Origin of the sequence: Saccharothrix algeriensis, assembly GCF_016907655.1 — a bacterium.
Classification (GTDB): domain Bacteria; phylum Actinomycetota; class Actinomycetes; order Mycobacteriales; family Pseudonocardiaceae; genus Actinosynnema; species Actinosynnema algeriense.
This window is the reverse complement of sequence record NZ_JAFBCL010000001.1, coordinates 16,472-39,886: the sequence shown is the minus strand read 5'-3', so window position 1 is coordinate 39,886 and position 23,415 is coordinate 16,472. Positions and strand designations below refer to the sequence as shown.

20 protein-coding genes are annotated in these 23,415 nt (G+C 75.6%); 9 read left to right on the top strand and 11 right to left on the bottom strand.

The window, feature by feature from the left end:
• Positions 1–5: 5 nt before the first annotated feature.
• Both JOE68_RS00185 and JOE68_RS00180 read right to left on the bottom strand, forming a co-directional pair.
• Positions 6–218 (bottom strand): DUF5703 family protein, encoded by a 213-nt coding sequence (locus JOE68_RS00185; protein WP_204840310.1) that lies wholly within the window; start codon positions 216–218, stop codon positions 6–8.
• A complete protein-coding gene (locus JOE68_RS00180) occupies positions 215–1,210 on the bottom strand; it encodes a YncE family protein (protein ID WP_204840309.1) in 996 nt (331 codons plus the stop codon). The genes JOE68_RS00185 and JOE68_RS00180 overlap by 4 nt, the downstream gene beginning before the upstream one ends.
• A 174-nt stretch (positions 1,211–1,384) precedes the next feature.
• On the opposite strand from JOE68_RS00180, the gene JOE68_RS00175 reads away from it, so the two are divergent.
• A complete protein-coding gene (locus JOE68_RS00175; RefSeq protein ID WP_204840308.1) occupies positions 1,385–2,473 on the top strand; it encodes a M48 family metalloprotease in 1,089 nt (362 codons plus the stop codon).
• Positions 2,474–2,783: 310 nt separating this feature from the next.
• Here the strand turns inward: JOE68_RS00175 and JOE68_RS00170 are convergent, their stop codons facing one another.
• The gene (locus tag JOE68_RS00170; RefSeq protein ID WP_204840307.1) at positions 2,784–3,749 is read right to left on the bottom strand and encodes an aldo/keto reductase; all 966 of its coding nucleotides are present in this window, start codon (positions 3,747–3,749) and stop codon (positions 2,784–2,786) included.
• A gap of 193 nt (positions 3,750–3,942) precedes the next feature.
• Here JOE68_RS00170 and JOE68_RS00165 point away from each other — a divergent pair, with 193 nt between their 5' ends.
• The 4 genes from JOE68_RS00165 (at position 3,943) to JOE68_RS00150 (ending at position 7,630) form a co-directional block, all read left to right on the top strand.
• Complete coding sequence (locus JOE68_RS00165) at positions 3,943–4,992, top strand: LLM class F420-dependent oxidoreductase (protein ID WP_204840306.1); 1,050 nt, start codon at positions 3,943–3,945, stop codon at positions 4,990–4,992.
• Positions 4,989–5,813, top strand: coding sequence for an undecaprenyl-diphosphate phosphatase (locus JOE68_RS00160; RefSeq protein ID WP_204840305.1), 825 nt, complete (start codon positions 4,989–4,991; stop codon positions 5,811–5,813). Before JOE68_RS00165 ends, JOE68_RS00160 begins: the two co-directional genes overlap by 4 nt.
• A 10-nt stretch (positions 5,814–5,823) precedes the next feature.
• Complete coding sequence (locus JOE68_RS00155; protein ID WP_204840304.1) at positions 5,824–6,519, top strand: histidine phosphatase family protein; 696 nt, start codon at positions 5,824–5,826, stop codon at positions 6,517–6,519.
• A 637-nt stretch (positions 6,520–7,156) separates the two neighbouring features.
• The gene (locus tag JOE68_RS00150) at positions 7,157–7,630 is read left to right on the top strand and encodes a GNAT family N-acetyltransferase (RefSeq protein ID WP_204840303.1); all 474 of its coding nucleotides are present in this window, start codon (positions 7,157–7,159) and stop codon (positions 7,628–7,630) included.
• Between the two features lie 59 nt (positions 7,631–7,689).
• Here the strand turns inward: JOE68_RS00150 and JOE68_RS00145 are convergent, their stop codons facing one another.
• The 3 genes from JOE68_RS00145 to JOE68_RS00135 all read right to left on the bottom strand — a co-directional run bounded on the left by JOE68_RS00145 (position 7,690) and on the right by JOE68_RS00135 (position 10,122).
• A complete protein-coding gene (locus JOE68_RS00145) occupies positions 7,690–8,256 on the bottom strand; it encodes a choice-of-anchor K domain-containing protein (protein ID WP_204840302.1) in 567 nt (188 codons plus the stop codon).
• 178 nt (positions 8,257–8,434) lie between these two features.
• Entirely contained in the window at positions 8,435–9,163 is a 729-nt protein-coding gene (locus JOE68_RS00140) for an MBL fold metallo-hydrolase (protein WP_204840301.1), read from the bottom strand.
• Positions 9,160–10,122: a hypothetical protein gene (locus JOE68_RS00135; RefSeq protein WP_204840300.1), complete on the bottom strand. Its 963-nt coding sequence runs from the start codon at positions 10,120–10,122 to the stop codon at positions 9,160–9,162. Before JOE68_RS00135 ends, JOE68_RS00140 begins: the two co-directional genes overlap by 4 nt.
• A 162-nt stretch (positions 10,123–10,284) precedes the next feature.
• Between JOE68_RS00135 and JOE68_RS00130 the strand changes: the two genes are divergently transcribed.
• The 3 genes from JOE68_RS00130 to hrpA all read left to right on the top strand — a co-directional run bounded on the left by JOE68_RS00130 (position 10,285) and on the right by hrpA (position 15,736).
• Entirely contained in the window at positions 10,285–10,692 is a 408-nt protein-coding gene (locus tag JOE68_RS00130; RefSeq protein WP_204840299.1) for a VOC family protein, read from the top strand.
• A 311-nt stretch (positions 10,693–11,003) separates the two neighbouring features.
• On the top strand, positions 11,004–11,747 hold the full coding sequence (locus JOE68_RS00125; RefSeq protein WP_204840298.1) for an isocitrate lyase/PEP mutase family protein: 744 nt from the start codon (positions 11,004–11,006) through the stop codon (positions 11,745–11,747).
• Positions 11,748–11,833: 86 nt separating this feature from the next.
• Positions 11,834–15,736 carry an ATP-dependent RNA helicase HrpA gene (hrpA, locus tag JOE68_RS00120; RefSeq protein WP_204840297.1) on the top strand — a complete coding sequence of 1,301 codons (3,903 nt, stop codon included), beginning with the start codon at positions 11,834–11,836 and terminating at the stop codon, positions 15,734–15,736.
• A gap of 16 nt (positions 15,737–15,752) precedes the next feature.
• On the opposite strand, the gene JOE68_RS00115 is transcribed toward hrpA, so the two are convergent.
• From JOE68_RS00115 to JOE68_RS00095, 5 genes are all read right to left on the bottom strand, one after another.
• The gene (locus tag JOE68_RS00115; protein WP_204840296.1) at positions 15,753–16,238 is read right to left on the bottom strand and encodes a MarR family winged helix-turn-helix transcriptional regulator; all 486 of its coding nucleotides are present in this window, start codon (positions 16,236–16,238) and stop codon (positions 15,753–15,755) included.
• Positions 16,239–16,724: 486 nt separating this feature from the next.
• Positions 16,725–17,705: a PP2C family protein-serine/threonine phosphatase gene (locus tag JOE68_RS00110; RefSeq protein ID WP_307819385.1), complete on the bottom strand. Its 981-nt coding sequence runs from the start codon at positions 17,703–17,705 to the stop codon at positions 16,725–16,727.
• The gene (locus tag JOE68_RS31610; RefSeq protein ID WP_307819384.1) at positions 17,702–19,816 is read right to left on the bottom strand and encodes a serine/threonine-protein kinase; all 2,115 of its coding nucleotides are present in this window, start codon (positions 19,814–19,816) and stop codon (positions 17,702–17,704) included. The genes JOE68_RS00110 and JOE68_RS31610 overlap by 4 nt, the downstream gene beginning before the upstream one ends.
• 418 nt (positions 19,817–20,234) lie before the next feature.
• The gene (locus tag JOE68_RS00100) at positions 20,235–21,209 is read right to left on the bottom strand and encodes a glutamate ABC transporter substrate-binding protein (protein WP_204840294.1); all 975 of its coding nucleotides are present in this window, start codon (positions 21,207–21,209) and stop codon (positions 20,235–20,237) included.
• Complete coding sequence (locus JOE68_RS00095; protein ID WP_307819383.1) at positions 21,206–22,483, bottom strand: GlnX family signal transduction membrane protein; 1,278 nt, start codon at positions 22,481–22,483, stop codon at positions 21,206–21,208. The genes JOE68_RS00100 and JOE68_RS00095 overlap by 4 nt, the downstream gene beginning before the upstream one ends.
• Positions 22,484–22,616: 133 nt before the next feature.
• On the opposite strand from JOE68_RS00095, the gene JOE68_RS00090 reads away from it, so the two are divergent.
• Positions 22,617–23,342: a metallophosphoesterase gene (locus tag JOE68_RS00090; protein ID WP_204845837.1), complete on the top strand. Its 726-nt coding sequence runs from the start codon at positions 22,617–22,619 to the stop codon at positions 23,340–23,342.
• Positions 23,343–23,415 lie beyond the last annotated feature (73 nt).

The window sequence follows — 23,415 nt, the reverse complement described above, 5'->3', positions numbered from 1 at the left end:
AGTGGTCAGGTGATCACGCCCGGCAGCGTCGCGGTCGTGCGCCTGCGGCGCAGCCACACCTTGCGCGACCCGTCGCCGAACAGCAGCGTCCTGGACAGCTCCCAGCCCGCGAACTCGGCGTGGAGGGTGAGCTGCGTCGTCGCCGTGCGGCGGGAGACACCGGCCGGCAGCCGCAGCGGCCGGTACTCCCAATCCCCGTCGACCACCCCGTCGCTCATATCCCGATCACCTGCATCCCTTGGCCGTCCCCGGACGCGACGAACACGCGCCCGCTGCCCGGGTCCACCGCCACCGAGTCCGGCTGGCGGACCGTGGGGAACCGGAACCGCTCCACCGGCTCACCCCCCGCGACGTCGAACGCCACCACCTCGTTGACCGCGGTCAACGTGATCCACACCAGGTCGCGCGTGCCGTCGTAGGCCATCCCGTAGGGCGCGCCCGGCACCGGGAAGCGCTGGCGCATGATCAGCGGCCGCACCGAGAACGCCATCAGCTCGCCACCCCGGGTGTCCACCACCAGCACCCGGCCGAACCGGTCGCCCACCGCCGAGGTCGCCCCGTCGCCCGCCCGCAGGCCGGCGCCCAGCGACGGGCCGCCCTCCCCGTCGAGCACCACGTCGAACACCGCGCTGCGCGGCCGGTCCAGCACCACCGCGTCGGCGCCGGCCGCGACCACCCGGTCCGGGCTCGACACCCCGGTCACCACCCGGTCGTCCACGCCGACCAGCTTCGCGTCCCGGCGCGCCACCACCGTCCGGCCGGCCACGACCGCCACGTCCACCGGGCCCCCGTCGACCTCCCGCCGGGAGGTCGACCCGTCGGGCCGCACCGTCACCACGACCCCGCTGCCCGGCACCGGCGCCTCCACCGCGTCGCCCACGGCCGTCAGCCGCTCGGCGACACCCGGCAGCGGCACCACGCGCGGCGCGGTGGCCGCCACCGCGTCCAGCGGGTACAGCAGCACCGACGGCGGCTCGGCCACCGCCACCGCCACCCGGTCGCCCACCACCGCCACGGCGGTGGCCCGGCCCAGCGGCACCACCGTCCCCGCGGGGGACCCGGGCTGCTCGGGCGACACCGCGGGCCCGGCCGGCTCCAGCGTCGCGGCCACCTGCAACGGGTCACCCGAGTTCCCCTCGCCGGCGCAGCCGGAGAGCAACCCGGAGAGCAGCGCGGTCCCGGTGAGCACTACCGCGGCCTGTCGGCGCAACGTCGAACCTCCTGTTGACCCGATCGCGAGACGTCCTCCCAGCATCCATCACGAAACAACCATCGTCACGCAGGGGGAGGGTGTTGTCGTTGGTCTGGCAGGGTGGTAGTCACCCGCCACCCGTACCCCGACCGGGCTTTCCGCGACTATCCCGGGTGAAGGGAGGCGACGCCGATGACGGTCGAGCAGTTGCGGGGCCGGCACGGGGAGCTGCTGCGGTCCAGGCGGGTGGTGGACGGCCTGGCCGCGGCCCCGCGGCCCGCCGACCCCGTCCGGCGCTACCACACCTGGACCCAGGTGGCCGCCGAATCCCCGCAGGCCAGGCTGGAGCGGCTCGCCGAGGTGCGCGCCCGCCCCGCCGCCTACCGCGCCGACCACCTCCACGCCCTCCAGCAGGCCCTGGACGCCCTGCAGCCCGAGGTGCTGCACCTGGCCCGCACCGCAGGCCGGCCCGTCACCACCCCCGTGCTCGCCGGCGTGTTCCCCACCGGCACCCTCGACGGCCTGAGCGTCCCCGTGCCCGGCCGCGGCGTGCTGGTGCTGGTCAACAGCGGCCTGACCGGTCTGCTCTCCGCCGTGCTGAAGACCATGGCCGGGGCGCTGCCCGCCTACGGCACACCCCCGCTGCTCACCGCCGACCAGGCGTCCTACGCCCTCGCCGAGGCCGTCAACGCCCACCTCTACGGCAACGGAGCCGTCGAAGCCCGCCCCCTGCCCGAGCTGTCGGGCAGGCGGCAGGCCCTGACGAGCCTCATGCTGCGCCGCGCCACCCAGTTCGTCATCGCCCACGAGGTCGCCCACGTGCAGGCCGGCCACCTGCTCGACGCCCGCCGCTGGACCGACCCGAACACCCCGGTCGGCCCGCTGGACGCCCAGTCCGTCGGTTGGACCCGCGAGCACGAGGCCGACCGCATCGCCGCCACGTTCCTGCTCCACACCCTCGACGACCTGACCCCGCGCGAACTCGACGCCCACGAGCCCTGCCTGGTGGGCGCCCTGCTGCTGGTCCCGTTCCTCCAGGAGGTCACCGCCCGCCTGGCCGCCGAACTGGGCCTGCCCGTGCCCTTCGCGGGCACCCACCCGCCCCCGGTGCGCCGCATCCGGCACCTGGTGGAACACCTGACCGACCGCCTGCGGACCCCCGGCGCCCTCGACCTCGCGACCGACGCCGCCACCTGGCTCGAAGACCGGCTGGGCGGTATCCGCGAGTGGTTCCACCTCGTCGACGAGGTCTTCGGCGACCACCGCCGCCACCGCTGCTGAGCAGCGGGGCCGCGGTGGAGCGCTTGCCCTCACGGATGAGCCCGGACGGGTCAAGGACGGAAAGAGGGGGATCGCGCCGGCGGATTGGTGTACGAGCGATGATGTGGTCCCGCTGCACAGCGTTCCCGACTTGAGTGGGGACCTGCGTGCGGACCGTCGCCCTGCGTCGTGGTCCCTCTGCCGTGGTCCCGCTGCGTAGAACCATTGTTGAAACAAGCTCTTGGACTCAGGGAAAGCGAAGAGCACAAGCGCCGGGAAGTCGGGGCGTCGTGGTGCTTTCCGGGGAAACTCGTCGTCGTGGCGCGACTGGTCAGCCCATGGGGCGTTCGGGGTAGCCGAAGCCCACGGCGCTGACGTCGTCCAGGGCGGCCCGGATGGCCGGGGGCAGGGTCAGGGCCTCGGCCGCCAGCGAGCCCAGCAGCTGGCCGCTGTCGCGCGCGCCCACGATCGGGGCCGCGACGTTCGGCCGGTCGCGCACCCAGGCCAGGGCCACGCACAGCGGCGACGTGCCGAGGCCGTCCGCCGCCGTCGCCACCGCCTGCACGATCCGCGCCGCCCGCTCCGTGCGGTGCTGCTCGACGTAGCCCGCGAAGTGCGACGAAGCGCCCCGCGAGTCCGACGGGGTGCCGTTGCGGTACTTGCCGGTCAGCACGCCGCGGCCCAGGGGCGCCCACGGCAGCAGGCCGATGCCGTGGTGCTCCGCGGCCGGCGCGACCTCGCGCTCCACGCCGCGCTCCAGCAGCGAGTACTCCACCTGCGTGGAGACGATCCGCACGTGGCCGGGCAGCGCGGCGGCCGTGCCGAGCTGCCAGCCCGAGTAGTTCGACACCCCGACGTAGCGGACCTTGCCCGAGGTCACGGCCGCGTCCAGCGCGGACAGCGTCTCCTCCAGCGGCACCGCCGCGTCCCAGGCGTGCAGCTGCCACAGGTCCACGTGCTCCACGCCCAGCCGGCGCAGCGAGCCCTCCAGGGCGACCAGCAGCGCGCCCCGCGACGCGCCGCCGCCGAACGGGCCGTCGTCGCGCCGGGCCACCGCCTTCGTCGCGATCACCAGCTCGTCGCGCCGCACCACCTCGCCGAGCAGGCCGCCCAGGACGCGCTCGCTCTCGCCCTCGGCGTAGACGTCGGCGGTGTCCACCAGCGTGCCGCCGGCCTCGGTGAACGCCAGCAGCTGGGTGGCCGCCTCGTCCGCGTCGGTGTCGCGGCCCCAGGTCATCGTGCCCAGGCCCATCCGGGACACCCGCAGTCCGCTGCGGCCGAGGTATCGCTGTTCCACGTGGGGGAGCCTAAAGGGTGATCCACACGGCGCGGGCGCGCGGTCGCGTGCGGCCCGACCGGGTTCACCCGCACGAGTAGGCCGCCGGCGCGCGCGTGCTGTTCGCCCTCGTCCCGGCGCGCGGGGGAGCGGCCGGGGCGGGGGAGCGGGCCCGCCCTGGCGCCCGCAGTTACCCGCCGGTAGGGTCCGGCTGGTGCGACTGGGACTGAACCTCGGGTACTGGGGCGCGGGCAACGACGCCGCGAACCTCGAACTGGCCAGGGAAGCCGACCGGCTGGGCTTCTCGGTGGTGTGGGCCGCCGAAGCCTACGGCTCCGACGCGCCGACCGTGCTGGCGTGGGTGGCGGCGCAGACCGGGCGCGTGGACGTCGGCAGCGCGATCCTGCAGATCCCGGCGCGCACCCCGGCCATGACCGCGATGACCGCCGCCACCCTGGACTCCCTGTCCGGCGGCCGGTTCCGGCTGGGGCTGGGCGTGTCCGGGCCGCAGGTCTCCGAGGGCTGGCACGGCGTGCGCTTCGACAAGCCGCTGGCCCGCACCCGCGAGTACGTCGACGTCGTGCGCGCGGCCCTGCGCCGGGAGCGCCTGCGCTACGACGGCGAGCACTACCGGCTGCCGCTGCCCGACGGCCCGGGCAAGGCGCTCACCCTGACCGTGCACCCGGTGCGCGAGCACCTGCCGGTCTACCTCGCCGCGGTCGGCCCGAGGAACGTGGAGCTGGCCGGCGAGATCGCCGACGGCTGGCTGGCGGTCTTCTTCTCGCCCGAGCACTCGGCGGCCCCGCTGGCGGCCCTGCGCCGGGGCCGGGAGAAGGCCGGCCGGACGCTGGAGGGGTTCGACGTCGTGCCCACCGCGCCGCTGTCCGTCGGCGCCGACTGGCGCGCCTGCGCCGACCACGTGCGCCCCTACGCGGCGCTGTACGTGGGCGGCATGGGCAGCCGGGAGAAGAACTTCTACCACGACCTGGCTGCGCGCATGGGCTTCGCCGCGGCGGCGGCCGAGGTGCGGGACAGGTACCTGGCCAGGGACTACGCGGGCGCGATGGCCGCGCTGCCGGTCGACTTCCTCGACGCGACCTCGCTGCTGGGGCCCAAGGAGCGCATCGCCGAGCGGATGCGCGCCTACGCCGAAGCGGGGGTCACCACGCTCACCCTTTCACCCATGCTGCAAGATCTCGACCAGGGGATCGCGGCGCTACGCACCGCGACCGAAGCTCTGGATCTGGCAGGAGTGGGTAGTTGAGCTGGTTGCAGGCCCTGGTCCTCGGACTCGTCCAAGGCTTGACGGAATTCCTGCCCATTTCCTCGTCGGCGCACGTCAGGATCGTGTCCACGCTGTTCTTCGGCAACGACGCGGGAGCGTCGTTCACCGCGGTGATCCAGCTGGGCACCGAGCTGGCGGTGCTGATCTACTTCGCCCGCGACATCGGCAACTTCGTCGCCGCGTGGTTCAAGGGGCTGTTCAGCGCGGCGGCGCGCAAGACCGACGACTACCGGATGGCCTGGTACGTGATCATCGGGTCGGTCCCGATCAGCGTGCTGGGCTACGTGTTCAAGGACGAGATCCGCAGCTCGCTGCGCAACCTGTGGATCACCGCCACCGTGCTGGTGGTCTTCGGCCTGCTGCTCGGGCTCGCCGACCACCTCGCCAAGCACGCGCGCGACCGGCTGCAGCTCAAGGACGCCGTCGGCATGGGCCTGGCCCAGGCGATGGCGCTGATCCCCGGCGTGTCCCGGTCGGGCGGCACGCTGACCGCCGGCCTGTTCCTGGGGCTGGACCGGGCCGCCGCCGCCCGCTACTCGTTCCTGCTGGCGCTGCCCGCCGTGTTCGGCGCGGGCGTGTTCTCCATCCCGGACGTGCTGGACCGCTCCGAGCCCAACGCCGCCTCGGTGCCGCAGATGGTCGTGGCCACCCTCGTCTCCTTCGTCGTCGGGTACGCCACGATCGCCTGGCTGCTGCGCTACGTGTCCAAGCACAGCTACTCGGCCTTCGTCTGGTACCGGCTGCTGCTGGGCATCGTGCTGATGGGCCTGCTGTCCATGGGCCTCATCAACCCCACCTAGGCTGGTCGCCGTGGCTACCGCGATCCTGCTCCGACACGCCCGCTCGACCGCCAACGGCTCCGGGGTCCTGGCCGGCCGCCGGCCGGGGGTCGGGCTGGCGGAGCGGGGCGCGGAGCAGGCGGCCGGGCTGGTGGCGCGGCTGGCCGGGGTGCCGGTCGACGCGGTGGTGACCTCGCCCCTGGAGCGGTGCCGGCAGACGCTGGCGCCGCTGCTGGCCGAGCGGGGCCTGGCGGCGGTGGAGGAGCCCCGGCTGGCCGAGGTCGAGTACGGCGAGTGGACCGGCAAGGAGATCCGCCACCTGCTGGACGAGCCGCTGTGGCAGGTGGTCCAGCAGCACCCGTCCGCGGCGGTGTTCCCCGGCGGCGAGGGCCTGGCCGCCGTGCAGGCCCGCGCCGTGGCCGCGATCCGGGCGCACGACGCGCGGGTCACCGCGGAGTTCGGGCCGCGCGCGGTGTGGGTGGCGTGCAGCCACGGCGACGTGATCAAGGCGGTGCTCGCGGACGCGCTGGGCGTGCACCTGGACGGCTTCCAGCGCATCGTGGTCGACCCCGCGTCGCTGTCGGTGGTGCAGTACACCCGGACCCGCCCGTTCGTGCTGCGGGTCAACGACAACGGCGGTGACCTGTCCGGGATCGTGCCGCCGCCGGAGAAGACCGGCGAGGAGCCCTCCTCGGACGCCGTCGTCGGCGGCACCACGGGGGCGTGACGCGCCGGGGTCCTCGCCCCGTCTGACTTGTGGCCCCCGGACAGTGCAGGGTAGTCCGGGGGCCACCGGTCGGGCGGCGGACGCCATCGGCCGGGGCGGACGACCAAGTGCACCGATCGTATGGGCGTTAACGGCCGCGTAAATGCCCCCATCGGACGTGAAGCGGTTTCAGGTACCGCTCGGCGGCGCAGGTCAGCTCCCTGCCCAAGACCTGCGAATCGGGCAAAACCGCAGCTCAAACTATGTGGAAACAGCAGTGGAACAAAACCGGGCAAGCGGCCGGAAGTCGTAGTGCGTTGATCCGACCGGCCGCGCCCGTTCGGCGGTAGCTTGTTTACAGTTAACAACCGGCCGTGCGCCGTGCGTCACAGCCCGGCGCAGGTGACAGCGTTGTCCTCCAACGGGTTCAGGGGCGGGGCGCCTCACGGCGACAACCCGGATCAACCATCTTGATGACTTTGATCATTTCAGTGAATACCAAAATAATATCCACCCCGAGAAACCGCCCGGAAAACCCGCCTCGAAGGAGCCCCCACAGCACGGTGGCGGCCGGGTACGCGGGTGATCGCAGGGGCCGGGATCGTCGGACGTCGCTGATAGGTTGCTCGCCGGCCCGTGCGCGATGAGGAGGACGTCGATGGGGGAGGTGGCACTGCGGTCGGTCGAGGACTCCGACCTCGACGCCCTGTTCGAGCAGATGCGGGACCCGGAGTCGGTCCGGATGGCGGCGTTCACCGCCGAGGACCCGGACGACCGCGAGGCGTTCGACGCCCACATGGCGAAGGTGAGGGCTTCCCCCGACGTCACCCTGCGCGCGGTGACCCGTGACGGGCTCCTCGTCGGCAGCATCTCCGGCTTCGTCGTGGAGGGCGACACCGAGATCACCTACTGGGTCGACCGCCCGGCCTGGGGGCAGGGGGTCGCCGGCCGGGCCCTCGCCCTGTTCCTGGACGTGGTCGGGGTCCGCCCCCTGCACGCCCGCGCGGCGAGCGACAACCTCGCATCGCTCAGGGTCCTGCGGAGGGCCGGTTTCGAGATCGTCGGCACCGAGGTCTCCTACGCGCCCGCCCGGGGCGCGGAGATCGAGGAGACCGTGCTGCGCCTCGGCTGACCGCCGCCACGCGCCCGCCGCGGGTGGGCCGGCCCGACGGCGGGGAGCCCGTCCGCGGTTCAGCCGCCGACCAACGGGTTCGTCCGCTCGAACCTGGCGATGATGTCGGCCTCGTTGTGCCTGCCCTCGGCGCTGAGGAATTGGGGCAGCGGTTCGCCGTGGCCGCCCACCAGGAAACCGACGATCGACACCTTGTACTCGACACCTTCGACGTGCACGATCTCGTTGCCGGAGACCTCCGGCAATTTGACCTTGTCGTCCACGTAACCAGGCGAGTTGACGGTTTCGACGTGGGAGAAGACGACGGTGCACCTGTGCTTGGTGCCATCGTCCTTGAACTCGATGTCGACCTCGAGAGTCGCCTGGAACTCCGTTTGCTGCCCCATCAGGATCACGTAGTTGTGGTGCGTGAACGTGCCCAGCGTGACCTCGAACTTGTTGCTGCCGTCGTGTTTCGTGTGGGCGAGGGCGCCGGTGAACTCGTACTCGCTCCGCCCGGCGTTCGGGTCGCCCGAGGCCGGGACGCCCCATTTGATGTGATCGCTGCCCAGGCCGTCGAGCTTCATCTCGGGCGTGTTCGGGTCGACTGAGATCCACTTGCCGGTGGTGCGAATTTGGTCCGCCACGAGGCGCTCCTTGTGCTCGGGTTCTCCACGAAAGGGGTATGCGCCAACAGTGGTGCGTGCACGAGCGCATTCGCATCAACCGAACGGGTGATCATCTGGGACGGTCCCCGGCCCACCGCCTGGTCTCCCGCACCCCGGGACGGCTTTCGCTGCGGGTGCTGTCCGCTGCGGGCGCCCGTCATCCGATGTGGTGAACCTCGTGGGGTTGCGCGACGGGGGCGCCGGCGCGTTCGGCGGCCTGCTCCTCGGTGAGGGTGTGGCCGACGTGGGTGATCAGCAGCCGGTGCGCGCCGCGGGCGGCGGAGGCGGCGTCCTCGGGCGTGCAGTGGTGCGGGGTGGGGTCGCTGCCGTCGGCCTCGCAGAGGAACAGGTCGGCGTCGGCGGCGAGGTCGGTCAGCGCGGGGCAGGGGCCGGTGTCTCCGGAGTAGGCGAAGGTGCGGTCGCCGTGCGCGGCGCGCAGGCCGAAGGCGGGCACGCCGTGCTGGACGGCGTGGCTGGTGAGGGTGAACCCGCAGACGTCGGCGCGGTGGCCGTCGTGCAGCTCGTGGACGTCGAAGGCGGCGGAGGCCGGGTTGGGTCCGGTGCTCGCGAGGAACGCCTCCAGGCGGTCGGCGAGGCCGGGCGGCCCGTAGAGGGGGATGGGGCGCGGTGGGCGCAGGTCGGCGAACAGCAGGGCGTAGTAGGCGGGCAGCAGGTCGGCGGTGTGGTCGGCGTGGGTGTGGGAGATCCAGACGGCGTCGAGGCGGTCGGGGCGCAGGTGCCGCTGGAGGGCGGCGAGGGTGCCGGGTCCGGCGTCGACCCAGATGGCGGTGCCGGCGGCGCGCAGCAGGTAGCCCGAGCACGGGCGGTCGGGGCGCGGGTAGGGGGTGGCGGAGCCCAGGACGGTGAGGGTGGCGGCGGAGGTCACGGGGCAGTGTGGCGCAGGATCCGCACGCCCGCCGCGGTTTTCAGGAACGCCCAGGTGGTGTGGCCGTCGGTGGTCAGCCCGACGTGCGAGGCGGGGGTGCGGTCGAGGTCGTCGGGCAGGGGCACGCGGGTCCAGTCGTCGCCGGTCCAGCGGTGGTAGGCGGGGCGGGTCTCGAAGCTGCGGCGGGCGGCGCGCACGCCCCAGGTCCAGCCGGCGGCGACGCCGTGCAGGCTGAGCCGGTCGGTGTCCCGCGGTGGCGGCACGGGGGTCCAGCGGCGCCCGTCGTAGTGGTGGACGTGCAGACCTTCGGTGTCGTGGGCGTGGCCGAGCCACAGGTCGTCGGGTGCGGCGGCGGCCAGGCGGGCGATGTGGCCGTGGTCGAGGCGGGGGCCGTGCCGGTCGGTCCAGGCGGCGCCGTCCCAGTGGACGAGGACGGGGTACTCGTAGGTGGCCGGCGCGGCGCCGGTGAGGCCGCCGCCGCCGGCCCAGACGTCGTCGCGGGCGGTGGCGGTGATGGTGTGGAGGGTTTCGCGGGGTGAGGTCAGGGCGGTGGCGCGGGTCCACTCGCGGCCGTCCCAGTGCAGGGCGTCGCTGCCGGCGCCGACGACGTGGACGTCGTCGGGCGCGAGGGCGGCGACGGCTTTGGCCCAGGGGATGCGGGGTGTGGGGACGGCGTGCCAGCGGTCGCCGTCGTAGTGCAGGACCAGGGGGCGGCCGGCGCTGTTGCCGACGGCCCACACGTCGTCGGGCGCGGCGGCGGAGATGTCGGCGAGGCTGGCGGCGGCGGGCAGCGCGGGCAGGGCTTCCTCGGCCCAGTCGGCGCCGGTCCAGCGCAGGACCAGCGGCGCGGAGGCCCGGCTGGTGAACACGCCGGTGGTGCCGGCGAGCCAGGCCCGGTCGGGCGGGGCCGTGGCCACGGCGGCCAGTGCGGTGCTGGGTGGCAGGACGGGCGTCGGCACGGGTCGGAACACCCTCGACCTCTCCCCTCGACGTGCCCCCGACGCATCGCAGCACCCAACCTCACCGGTCGGCGGCGGGTCCGGTATCCGCCGAACGGCGGGTTTGCGCGCGGCCGGTGGTCGAGGGCGGTGGTCGTCCGCGATGGGGTGCAGGCTCGCGCCATGACTTCTCTTCACGCGTACCTGGGTTGTCGTGACGCCGACAAGGCGATCGCGTGGCTGGGTGAGGTGTTCGGGTTCGAGACGACGATGCGGTTCGCCGACGAGCTGGGCGGGGTGGCGCACGCGGAGCTGCGGCGGGGTGGGGCGGCGCTGATGGTGTTCAGCGACCGGGACGGCTACGAGCGCGCGCCGCGCCGGGGCGACACCTCGGGGCTGGGGTTGTACCTGGCGGTGGACGGGCAGGCGGAGGTCGACGCGCTGTACGCGCGGGCGGTGGGCGCGGGCGGCGAGCCGGTGTGGGAGCCGGAGTTGAAGGAGTGGGGCAACTACGTCTGCCGGGTGGTGGACCCGGAGGGTTTCGAGTGGTCGGTCGGCACGCACCGGCCGGGGTTGCCGCAGCGGTGGTGACGGTCGTGGGCCTGCGCCCCGTGCTCGGGCGGGTTCCGGGCGCGCTGCGGTGAGCGGCTCGGCCCGGGGTCCCGGTGTCGCGTCAGGTCCCGGGCCGGCAGGCGTGCTCGGCGGGGCGTCGCAGCCGGGCCGGGGTCAGCCTCCGGAGTGGTCCGGGGGCGTGGCGAGGGAGTGGACCTTGTCAAGGGCCGGCGGTTTCCTAGGGTGGTGATCATGGCGATCGCGCTCCCGGCGCGGGAGCGCCGCGGGCGATCGCCACCGCTGGCACGCACAACTGCGTGGTCGCCGCCACGCACGTCCGGGAGGTCCTTGTGAACACCGCTGCCGAAAAGGCCGCCGCGCTGCGCGCGCTGCACGTGCCCGGCGACCCGCTGGTGCTGCCGAACGCGTGGGACGCCGCGTCGGCGCGCGTGGTGGCGGAGCTGTTCCCCGCCGTGGCCACCGCCAGCGCCGCGGTCGCGCCGTCGCTGGGCTACGACGACGGCGAGGACATGCCCGCCGACGAGGCGTTCGCCGCCGTGGCGCGGGTGGCGCGCGCGGTGGACGTGCCGGTGACCGCCGACGTGGAGCGCGGCTACCGGCTGCCGCCCGCGGAGATCGCCGCGCGGCTGGCCGACGCGGGCGCGGTGGGCTGCAACCTGGAGGACTCCGACCCGGCCACCGGCGCGCTGGTCGGGCAGGCCGAGCAGGTGGAGTTCCTGGGCGCGGTGCGGGCCGCCGACCCGGCGCTGGTGGTCAACGCCCGCGTGGACGTCTTCCTGCACGGCAGCGGCTCGTTCGACGAAGGCGTGGAGCGCGCCCTGGCCTACCTGGCCGCCGGCGCGGACTGCGTGTACCCGATCTTCCTGCCCGAGGCCGACGTGGAGCGGTTCTGCCGCGCGGTGCGGGGGCCGGTCAACGTCGGGCTCGGGCCCGGTGCGCCGGCGCCGGCCGAGCTGGGCCGGCGGGGCGCGGCGCGGATCAGCTTCGGCCCGGGGGTGCAGCGGCTGCTGATGGGGCGGCTGCGGGCCCTGGTCGCCGGCATCCGCGACGGCCGGTCGCCCTTCGACGCGTGACCGGGCGGGTGGCGGCGGCCACACCGCCGCCACCGGCCCGATAATCGGCGGCCCCGCCCGGGTCGGGCCTCTATCCTGGTCGCAGCATGAACACCACCGCGCACGCCGACCTGCACCGACGCCTGTCCGACCTGATGACCGCGGACCAGCGGCGGCTGCGCCGCAGGCTCGACGGGGCGCGCAGGGTCCGCGACGCCGCGGCGCGCGAGGCCGTCCACGCCGAGATCGCCGCCGAGGTCGAGCGCGCCGAGCTCAGGGTCGCGCTGCGCCGCGAGGCCGTGCCCCGGATCACCTACCCGGCGGAGCTGCCGGTCAGCGCCCGCAAGGACGACATCGCCGCGCTCATCCGCGACCACCAGGTGGTCATCGTCGCCGGCGAGACCGGCTCGGGCAAGACCACCCAGCTGCCCAAGGTGTGCCTGGAGCTGGGGCGCGGCGTGCTCGGCCAGATCGGCCACACCCAGCCCCGCCGGCTGGCCGCCCGCACCGTCGCCGAGCGCGTCGCCCAGGAGCTGGGCACGCCGCTGGGGTCGGCGGTGGGCTACAAGGTGCGGTTCACCGACCAGTCCGGCGACGACACCCTGGTCAAGCTGATGACCGACGGCATCCTGCTGGCCGAGATCCAGACCGACCGGATGCTGTCGCGCTACGACACGATCATCATCGACGAGGCCCACGAGCGCAGCCTCAACGTCGACTTCCTGCTGGGCTACCTCAAGCAGCTGCTGCCGCGCCGACCCGACCTCAAGCTGGTCATCACCTCCGCGACGATCGACCCCGAGCGGTTCTCCCGCCACTTCGGCGACGCGCCGATCATCGAGGTCTCCGGCCGCACCTACCCCGTCGAGGTCCGCTACCGGCCGGTCGTGGACCCCGACGACCCCGGCGCCGACCCGGACCGCGACCAGACCCAGGCGGTGTGCGACGCGGTGCGCGAGCTGCAGGCCGAGGGGCCCGGCGACGTGCTGGTGTTCCTGTCCGGCGAGCGGGAGATCCGCGACACCGCCGACGCGCTGGCCGCGCTGGAGCTGCCCGGCACCGAGGTGCTGCCGCTGTACGCGCGGCTGTCGTTCGGCGAGCAGCACCGGGTGTTCCAGCCGCACCGGGGCCGCCGGGTCGTGCTGGCCACCAACGTCGCCGAGACGTCGCTGACCGTGCCCGGCATCAAGTACGTGGTCGACCCCGGCACCGCCCGCATCTCCCGCTACAGCAACCGCCTCAAGGTGCAGCGGCTGCCCATCGAGCCGATCTCGCAGGCTTCGGCCAACCAGCGCAAGGGCCGCTGCGGGCGCGTCTCGGAGGGCATCTGCGTCCGCCTCTACAGCGAGGACTCCTTCGACGCGCGCCCGGAGTTCACCGACCCGGAGATCCTGCGCACCAACCTCGCCTCGGTCATCCTGCAGATGACCGCCATCGGGCTGGGCGACATCGCGGCGTTCCCGTTCATCGACCCGCCCGAGGCCCGCAACGTCAACGACGGCGTGCAGCTGCTGCAGGAGCTGGGCGCGATCGTGCCCGCCGAGCAGAAGCTCACCCCGCTGGGCCGCAAGCTCGCCCAGCTGCCGGTCGACCCGCGGCTGGCCCGCATGGTCGTCGAGGCCGACCGCAACGGCTGCGTCCGCGAGGTCATGGTCATCGCCGCCGCGCTGTCCATCCAGGACCCGCGCGAGCGGCCCTCGGACAAGCAGCAGGCCGCCGACGAGCAGCACCGGCGCTTCGCCGACCCCGACTCGGACTTCCTGGCCTACCTCAACCTGTGGCAGTACCTGCGCGAGCAGCAGAAGGCGCTGTCGTCCAACCAGTTCCGCCGGCTGTGCCGCGCCGAGTTCCTCAACTACCTGCGGGTGCGGGAGTGGCAGGACATCTACACCCAGCTGCGGCAGGTCGCCAAGACCCTCGGCGTGCACGTCAACGACCAGCCCGCCGACCCCCGCGCCGTGCACGTCTCGCTGCTGTCCGGGCTGCTGTCGCACATCGGCGTCAAGGACGTGCCCAAGCGGGAGGCCGGCAAGCGCCAGGCCACCGAGTACCTGGGCGCGCGCGGCGCGAAGTTCGCGATCTTCCCCGGCTCGGCGCTGTTCCGCAAACCCCCGCAGTGGGTGATGGCCGCCGAGCTGGTCGAGACCTCCCGCCTGTGGGGCCGGATCGTGGCCCGCATCGAGCCCGAGTGGGCCGAGCGGCTGGCCGGGCACATCGTCAAGCGCACCTACAGCGAACCGCACTGGGAGGCCAAGCGCGGCGGCGTCGTCGCGCTGGAGAAGGTCACCCTCTACGGCGTGCCCGTCGTGGCCGCGCGCAAGGTCGACTACGGGCGCATCGACCCGGAGCTGTCGCGGGAGCTGTTCATCCGCCACGCCCTGGTGCAGGGGGAGTGGACCACCCACCACGGGTTCTTCCACCACAACCGCGCGCTGCTCGACGAGGTCGCCGAGCTGGAGAACCGGGCGCGGCGGCGGGACATCGTGGTCGACGACGACACCCTCTACGACTTCTACGACCAGCGCGTCGGCCCGGAGGTCGTCTCCGCCCGGCACTTCGACACCTGGTGGAAGAAGACCCGGCACAGCCGGCCGGACCTGCTGACCTTCGACAAGGCGATGCTGGTCAACGACCGCGCCGACGTCAGCCCCGACGCCTACCCCGACCAGCTCACCCGCGGCGGCGTCGCCCTGCCGCTGACCTACCGGTTCGAGCCCGGCGCGGCCGTGGACGGCGTCACCGTGCGGCTGCCGCTGCCCGCCCTGGCCACCGTGCCCGACGACGCCCTGTCCTGGCAGGTGCCCGGCCTGCGCACCGACCTGGTCGTGGCGCTGATCCGGTCGCTGCCCAAGCCCGTGCGGCGCAACTTCGTGCCGGTGCCCGACGTGGCCGCCGCCGCGCTGGCCGGCATCGACCCCGACGAGCCGCTGCTGCCCGCCCTGGAACGCGAGCTGCGCGCCCTGACCGGCGTGGTCGTGCCCCGCGAGCAGTGGCAGCTCGACCAGGTGCCCGAGCACCTCAAGCTCACCTTCCGCGTCGTCGACGAGGACGACCGCGAGCTGGCCAGCGGCAAGGACCTCGCCCGGCTCAAGCAGCAGCTGCGCGGGCAGCTGCGGCAGAGCCTGGCCGCCGCCGCGGCCAACCTCGCCCGCACCGGGCTGACCACGTGGGACCTCGACGAGCTGCCCCGCAGCGTGCAGCGGCGGCAGGCCGGCATCACCGTCACCGCCTACCCGGCGCTGGTCGACAAGGGCGACAGCGTCGCGGTGGAGATCCTCGACACCCCCGGCCGCCAGGAGCTGGCCATGCGCGCCGGCACCCGCCGGCTGCTGCTGCTGGCCGTGCCCTCCCCGGTGAAGCTGCTCCAGCGCGGCCTGACCAACGCCGAGAAGCTCACCCTGACCCGCAACCCGCACGGCGGCGTCGCGCCGCTGCTGGCCGACTGCATCTCGGCCGCCGTCGACCACCTGGTGGCCTCCGCCGGCGGGCCGGCGTGGGACGCCAAGGGCTTCGCCCGGCTCGTCGACTACGTGCGCAAGTACCTGGGCGAGACGGTGTTCGACGTCGTCCGCGAGGTCCGCGCCGTGCTCGACGCCGCCCAGGACGTGGAGCTGCGCCTGGCCGGCATCCGCGGCGCAGCGTTCGAGGAGTCCCTCGCCGACGTCCGCGCCCAGCTCGCCGGCCTGGTGCACGCCGGTTTCGTCACCGAGGCCGGCGCGGCGCGGCTGTCGGACCTGCACCGCTACCTGCAGGGCATCTCCCGCCGGCTGGAGAAGCTGACCACCAACCTCGACCGCGACCGCGACTGGATGGACCGCGTCCACCGGGTCCACGCCGAGTACCGGGAGCTGCGCGGCCTGCTGCCCGCCGACGAGCCGCACCCGGAGCTGGACGAGGTGCGGTGGATGATCGAGGAGCTGCGGCTGAGCTACTTCGCCCAGAACATCCCCACCCGGCACACGGTGTCGGACAAGCGGGTGTTCAAGGCCCTGGACGCCGTGCCCCGCTGACGCCGGCGGGACCGGTCTACTCGCACCGCTCCAGCAGCGTCCGCAGCGCGTCGGCCACCACCGCCCGGGTCGGCGCGTCCAGCGGCTCCAGCAGCTTCGCGTGCCGCGCCATGTGCTCGGCCAGCATCGAGTCCACCAGCTCCCGGCCCGCGTCGGTCAACCGCACCCGCACCACCCGCCGGTCCGCCGCGTCCGGCACCCGCACCACCAGGCCCTTCGCCGCCATCCGGTCGATGCGGTTGGTGATCGCCCCCGCCGTCACCAGCGCCGAGTTCAGGAACGCGCCCGCGGTCAGCCCGTGCACGCTGCCCGTCCGCCGCAGCGTGGTCAGCACCTCGAACTCGCCCGGCTCCAGGTCGAAGCGCGCCAGGAACTCCTTGACCTCCCGGTCCACCAGCCGCGCCAGCCGCGCCACCCGGCCCAGCACCGCGACCGGCGAGGTGTCCACATCCGGCCGCTCCACCCGCCACTGCGCCAGCACCAGGTCGACCTCGTCACCCATCGAAACCCCTCCCCGTGGTCCCGCCACCCCACACCCCATGCTCCACGCGCCGCGCCACCCGCGGCGGCCCCCGGCCGCGCCCCGGGCGGCGCGCGGCGCGAAACCGCCCGTCAGGCCGCCCCCGCGCACGTCCGCGCCCCGCCCGGCCTTCGGTGAACCGCACACCGCCGCACCGCCCGGAACCGCGCACCCGGCCGCGGACCGCACCACTGCGGACCGCACCGCTCCCCAGGCCGCCGCGCACCGGACCGCACCCCGGTCCCTCGCGGGTCCGAGCGGCGCGCGGTGATCGTCGTCCACGCTCCCACGCGGACGCCGTCGCCGTCGGCCGGCGGTCGGCGGTCGGGGGGCGGCGGTCGAGGGGCGGAGGGCGGCGGTCGGGGGGCGCCGGGGCGCGGCGGGTCCGCCGACCGGTCGACCGCCGTCCCGTTCGCCGGCCCCGCGCCCACCGCCGCGACCCCGTCGCCGGACGCCCCGACCGCGCGCTCAGGCGCCACGCCCGCCCCGCAGTCGGACGACGACCACCGTGACGTTGTCGTGCCCGCCGGAGCCCAGCGCGACCTCCACCAGCCCCCGCGCCACCTCGACCGGCGCCACCCCGCGCGGCAGGGCCGCCAGCAGGTCCTCCGGCTCGGGCAGGTAGTTCCACAGCCCGTCGCTGCACAGCACCAGCAGCCCGGCCGCCGCCACCCGGAAGGTCACCGCCTGCGGCGCGTCCAGCGCCGAGTCCGCGCCCAGCCACCGCGACAGCACATGCGCCCGCCGGTCGGCCAGCGCCTCCCGCTCGGTCAGCACCCCCTCCGCGACCAGCCGCGCCGCCCAGGTGTCGTCGGTGGTCAACCGGGCCGCGCCCGACCCGCACACCAGGTAGGCGCGCGAGTCGCCCACCCAGCCCACGGTCACCGACTCCCCGGTCACCACCGCCGACAGGAACGTGCAGGACGGCACGGCCTCCCGCGCGCCCGCCCGCGCCAGCCGGGCCACCGCCGCGTCGGCGGCCAGCGCCGCGTCCGCGGTCGCCCCCTCCGGGTCCGCGCCCGACCCCACCGCCGCCAGCAGCACGTCCACCGCCGTGTCCGCGGCCACCTGCGAGGCTTGCCCGGCCCGCTCCGAGGACGCCACCCCGTCGCACACCACCGCCGCCACCCCGCGCCCGCGCACCCGGCCGAACGCCATCGAGTCCTCGTTGCGCCGTCGCCGCCTGCCCCGGTCGCTGACACCGGCGACGCCCGGCAGCGCGAACTCCACCCGGTCGCGCGCCGCCGACCGCGCCCGCCCGCACCGCCCGCAGGACCCGCCCGCGGCGAACGACCCGCCGCACGCGCACCCCGCGGCCCGTGCCGCCGGCCCGCCCACGGGCGTGCGCCGCACCAGCAGGCCGCGACCGCACCGCTCGCAGAAGCGGTCCCGCGGCGCCACCGCCGCCGAGCACGCCGGGCACAGCTCCACCGCGCCCCCCGCCGTCACACCAGCGTCCTGGGCCGGACCGCGTTCGCGCGGTCGACCAGGGCGATGCGCTCCTCGGGGCTGTCCGCCAGCCGCGCGAGCTGCCGGTAGCAGCGCTCCAGGCCCAGCCGCAGCCCCGACTCGCTCAGCTCGCAGCCCAGCAGCCGGCCGGGCGGCCCGCCACCGCCGTCCGCCGGCGACCCCAGCGCCGCGCGCAGCACCTCCGCGGTCAGCGCCGCCCGCCGCGCCGCGTCCAGCTCCAGCCCCGCCAGCCGCGCCCCCGCCGCCAGCACGTCGGCCCGCCCGCCGCCCGCCAGCGCGCGCACCGCCGCCACCTGCGCCGCCACGTGGTGGCTGGAGGTCTCCGGCACCGAGTGCAGCGCCGCCACCGCCCCCGCCCGGTCACCGGCCGCCAGCAGCGCCCGCGCCAGCCCGAACGCCGCGCTCACGTGGGCGCGGTCGGTGCGCCACACCACCCGGTAGCCGGCCGCCGCCGCCTCGGCGTCGCCCGCCAGCTCCGCGCACACCGCCACCGCCAGCTTCGGCGCGGCCTCGCCCGGCAGCACGTCGCACACCCGCTCGAACTCCGCCCGCGCCGGGTCGGCCCGGCCCCGCGCCAGCGCCGCCGACCCCCGGTACCAGGTCGGCCGCCAGTCGTCGGGGTGGACCAGGTCGGCCAGGTCGGCCAGCTCCGCCTCCGCCTCGGCCACCCGGTCCGCCTCGACCAGCGCCCGCACCACCTGCAACCGCACCTCCACCGTCGGCGCCGGGGCCGCCCGCAGCGCCGCCACCAGCTCGTGCGGGTCGCCGGTGGTGGCCGTGGCCAGGAACCCCGCCGCCGGGTCCGCCGCGTCCACGTGCGGCACCGGCAGGCCCGCCGCCGCGGCCCGCGCCGCCGGCACGCCGGCCACGCCGAACGCCCGCCGCTCCGGGGTGAACTGCCGCGACACCCCCGGCCGCGGCACGCCGTCCTGCTCGGCCAGCACCTCCCGCAGCACACCGGTCAGCTGCTCGGCCATCTCCTCCGCCGAGGCGAAGCGCCGCTCCGGGTCGCGGTGCGTGGCGCGCGCCAGGAACCGGCGCAGCGAGTCGTGCCGCGCGAGCACCGGCTCCTCCCGCGCCGGGGGCAGCGACTCCCGGTGCGCGTGGCGGAAGTCGAACGGGAAGCACATCACCGCCAGCGCCCGGCCCACCGTGTACAGGTCCGAGGCCACCGACGGGCCGACCGCGCCGATCTCGGGAGCCTGGTAGCCGAGGGTGCCGTAGATGGGGGAGCGGCGGTCGTCGGCGCGCCGCACCGCGCCCAGGTCGATCAGCTTGAGCTGCTCCTCGGTCTGGATCACGTTGTCCGGCTTGAAGTCGCAGTACAGCAGCCCCACCCCGTGCAGGTAGCCCAGCGCCGGCAGCACCTCCAGCGCGTAGGCGATGGCCTGCGCCACCGGCAGCGCCCCCCGGCCCGTGCCGCCCGCCCGCGACCGCTCGACCATGTCCCTGATCGAGGCGCCGCCCACGTACTCCATCACGATGTAGTCCACCAGCTCGCCGGAGGCCCGGTCGACGTGGCGCACGAAGTTGAGGATCTTGACGATGTTCGGGTGCTCCACCTCCGCCAGGAACCGCCGCTCGGCCATCGCCGCGGCCATCGCGTCCGCGTCACCGGAGTCCAGCAGGCCCTTGAGCACCACCCACCGGTCGCTGACCGCGTGGTCGGCCGCCAGGTAGATCCAGCCCAGCCCGCCGTGCGCCAGGCACCCCAGCACCTCGTACTGCCCGTGCAGCACCTCGCCGGGGCGCAGCTTCGGCGTGAACGAGTAGCGGTGCCCGCAGTGCGCGCAGTGCCCCTCCACCCGGCCGGGCCGCCCGTCCCGGCCGCGGCCGACCTCCCTGCCGCAGCCGGAGCAGAACCGCTTGGCCTCGGGCACCTCCGGGTTCGCCAGGACCGCCGCCTCCGGGTCCCGGTAGGGCGCCGGCGGCACCTCCACCAGCCCCGCGCCCAGCCGGCCCCGCCCCGACGACCGCCCCGAGGAGCGCCGCGACCGGCCGCCCGGCGCCGCGACCGCCGCCGCCGCCGCCCAGGGCGCGGTGCCCGGCGCCGTCCCCTGCCCGACGCCCGGCGCGGCGGCCGTGCCCACCGGGACCGGCGCCGCCTGCCCGCACCGGTCGCAGCACCCGTCACCGCCGACCGCGCCGCCGCACCCCGGCCGTGGGCACCCCGGCCGTGGGCACCCGCTCATCGGGCCGCCCCCGTCCGCCCCGCCGCCGCCCGCCGGCAGCGGGACGCCGCCACCGCGCCCGCCCGCGGGCCGCACGGCACCTCGCGCGCCGCCGACTCCACCTCGGCCACCTCCTGTTCCCACACCTCGGGAAAACGCGCGCGCGGCCCTTCCAGTGCCCGCGCCGCGCCGGAAACTCCCGGCGCCCGCGGGCGCCGCCCGGCCGCACCCGCCACGGCCCGCTCCCGCGGGCCCCGCCCCGCCGCCCGCCGCGCCCGCGCCCCGACCGGCAGCCCGACCGGCCCCGCACCGCGGTCCACCCCGACGCCCACGCCGGTCAGTCCCGGTACGCCGCGACCGGCGGCGCGGGCGGCTCGCCCAGCCACCGGCGGTGGACCGCCGCCCACGTGCCGTCCGCGCGCAACCGCTCCAGCAGCGCGTTGACGAACCGCACGAAGTCCTCCTCGTGCTTGCGGAACGCCATCCCGTAGGGCTCGGCGGTGAACTTCGGCCCGACCACCTTCGTGTAGGGGTCCTGCGCGGCGAACCCCGCCAGGATCGTGTCGTCGGTGGAGATCGCGTCCACCTGGCCCTGCTGGAGCAGCACCAGGCAGTCGGTCCAGTCCCGCACCTGCACCGGGATCGGCCCGGCGGGGGAGTTCGCGACGTTGGCCAGCGAGCTGGACCCCTTGGTGGCGCACACCCTCCGCCCGCCCAGCGACTCGATGCCGGTCGCCTCCGAGGAGCGGGGCACCAGCACCTGCTGCCCCGCCTCGTAGTAGACCGTGGAGAACGCCACCCGCTGCCACCGCTCGCAGGTGACCGTCATCGTGCGCACCACGACGTCGACGTCGCCGTCCTCCAGCGCGGGCATCCGCTGGTCGGAGGTCAGCACCCGGAACTTCACGCGCGTCGGGTCGCCGAAGATCGCGCGGGCGACCTCGCGGGCCATGTCGACGTCGAACCCCTCGAGCTCCCCGGAGAGCGGGTTGCGGAACCCCATCAGGTAGGTGTTCTGGTCGACGCCGGCGACCAGCCTGCCCCGCTGCCGGATGCGCGCCATCGTCGACCCGGCCGGCAGCGCCCCCGGCCCGGGCAGCGCGCCGGTCGGCCGCAGGCTCGCGGTGGGGTCGCAGGACGGCGCCGGGACCGCCGCCGCGCTCGGCGGCGCGGTCAGCTCCACCACCCCGGCCGGCCGGGGCACGACCGGCGACGCCTCGATCCCCGGCGCGCCGCCGGGCACCGGCGCGCACCCGGCGACCAGCCCGGCCAGGGCCGACCACAGCAGCAGACCTCGCGCGCGACCCGTCATCGGTACTCCTTCAGCCGCTGCCACAGCCCCGCCGTCGACGCCGCCGCCGTCAGCAGCGCCAGCAGCGCCACCACCGGCACCGCGCCGGTCAGGGCGCCCCGCGCGCGGGCGATCCCGCCGGTCAGCTCCGCCCTGGTCAGCTCCAGCGCTTCGGCCAGGTCCGAGCTCAGCTCGCCGAACGCCACCGCCGCGCCGTCCTCGCCGGGACCCAGCGCCAGCTCCACCGCCGCGGTGAAGTCGCCCTCGTCGTCGGCCGCGCGCACCCGCTCGTGCGCCTCCTGCCAGCGGCGGTGCTGCGCGCCCGCCTCGGCCACCGGGCCCCGCGTCGCGCCGGCCCGCCCCAGCAGGTCCCCCAGCTCACCGCTCGCCGAGCGGTACAGCCGCTCGTACTCGCCGCCGCTGCCGCGCGCGACCAGGGCCAGCGTCTCGTTGCCGCGCGCGGCCAGGGTCGCGATCCCCGCCCTGGCCAGCAGGTCCAGCCGCGCCGCGTCCTGCCCGCCGCGCGCCGCGCCCCGCACCACCACCAGCGACGCGACCAGCACCCACAGCAGCGAGACCACGCACGCCGCCGACGCCGCCACCAGCCCGACGTTGAACACGCGGTTGGTCCTGCGCGTCAGGTGGCGCTGCGCCGCGACCAGCGCGGCCAGCAGCAGCAGCCCCGCCGCCAGCTCCGGCCACGGCGGCGAGGCCGCGTCGGCCAGGTCCCGCCGCGCGTTGCGGGTCTCCAGCCGGTACAGCTCGTCCGCCGCGGGCAGCAGCCGCTCCCGCATCAGGTCCGAAGCCTCGCGCAGGTAGGCCGCGCCGACCGGGTTGCCCTGCCGGTTGTGCGTGCGCGCGGTCTCCACCAACCCCGTGTAGACCGGCAGCTGCCCGGACATCGTCGACAGCGGCCCGGCGAGCCCGGGTGAGCGCGTGTTCCCGCCGGCCGCGGCGGCCAGCGCCGCGGCGGCCCTGGCCACGTCCGCCTCGTACCGCTCGCGCAGCGCCGCGGACCCCACACCGCCGGACAGGAACGCGCCGGCCGCCGTCGCGTCGGCGTCGGCCATCGCCCGGTAGACCTCCTGCGCGGCGAACGCCAGCGGCTCGCTGCGGTCGGCCAGCGCCGCCAGCGCCGCCGACCGGCGCTGCACCGCGGCCGCCGTCACCGCCCCGGCGACCAGGCTCGCCACGACCAGCAGCAGCGCCAGCAGGCTCAGCCGGCCCGGTGTGCTGCGGGCCAGGCCGGCCACCCGGCGCACGACGGCGCGGTTGCGCTGAGCCACGACCGGCACGACCGCCCCCTTCCCGGAGTGATCGGCGTCACCCGCCCCCTCCTGCCAGGGTAGGTCGCGCCCGGCCCGTCGGCGGCCGGTTCGCCGGACTCGCCGGTGACCCGCCGCCGACGCGACTACCCTCGGCGCGGTGATGGTCATCGCGCACCTGAGCGACCCGCACTTCGACGGCGGCCCCCGCGCCACCGGGCGCGTCCGCCGCGTCGTGGACCACCTCGACGCCCTGCCCGGCCCGGTGGACGCGGTCCTGGTCACCGGCGACATCGCCGACCACGGCCTCGCCGCCGAGTACGAGCAGGCCCGCGAACACCTCCGGTCGAGGTACCCGGTCCTGCTGCTGCCGGGCAACCACGACGAGCGCGGGGGCTTCCGGGCGGCGCTGCTGGGCGAGGGGCCCGGCGACGGCCCGGTCGACCGCACCGCCCGGGTCGGCGACGCGGTGCTGGCGCTGTGCGACTCCACCGTCCCCGGCCGCGCCGAGGGTCGGCTCGCCGACGACACCCTCGACTGGCTGGACGCGGTGCTCGACGAGGGCGCGCCCACGCTGGTCTGCCTGCACCACCCGCCGGCGCCGCTGCACCAGCCCGCCCTCGACGCCATCGGGCTGCGCGACGCCGACCGCTTCGCCGCGGTGCTGCGCCGCCACGACAACGCGGTCGCCGTGCTGTGCGGGCACGCCCACACCGGGGCCGCGACCACCTTCGCGGGCCGGCCGGTGCTCGTCGCGCCCGCCCTCGCCTCCGCGGTGCCGCTGCCGTGGGAGTCCGAGCGGGAGGTCGACCTCGACCAGCCGCCCGCCTTCGCCTTCCACGTCCTGGCCGACGGCCGGCTGACCACCCACTTCCGCGTCGTGCCCTGAACCCGGGCGGCGCCCCCGCCCCGCGCCGGAGCCCCACCGGCGCCGCAGCCCCGATCCCGGCGCACCCCGCCTC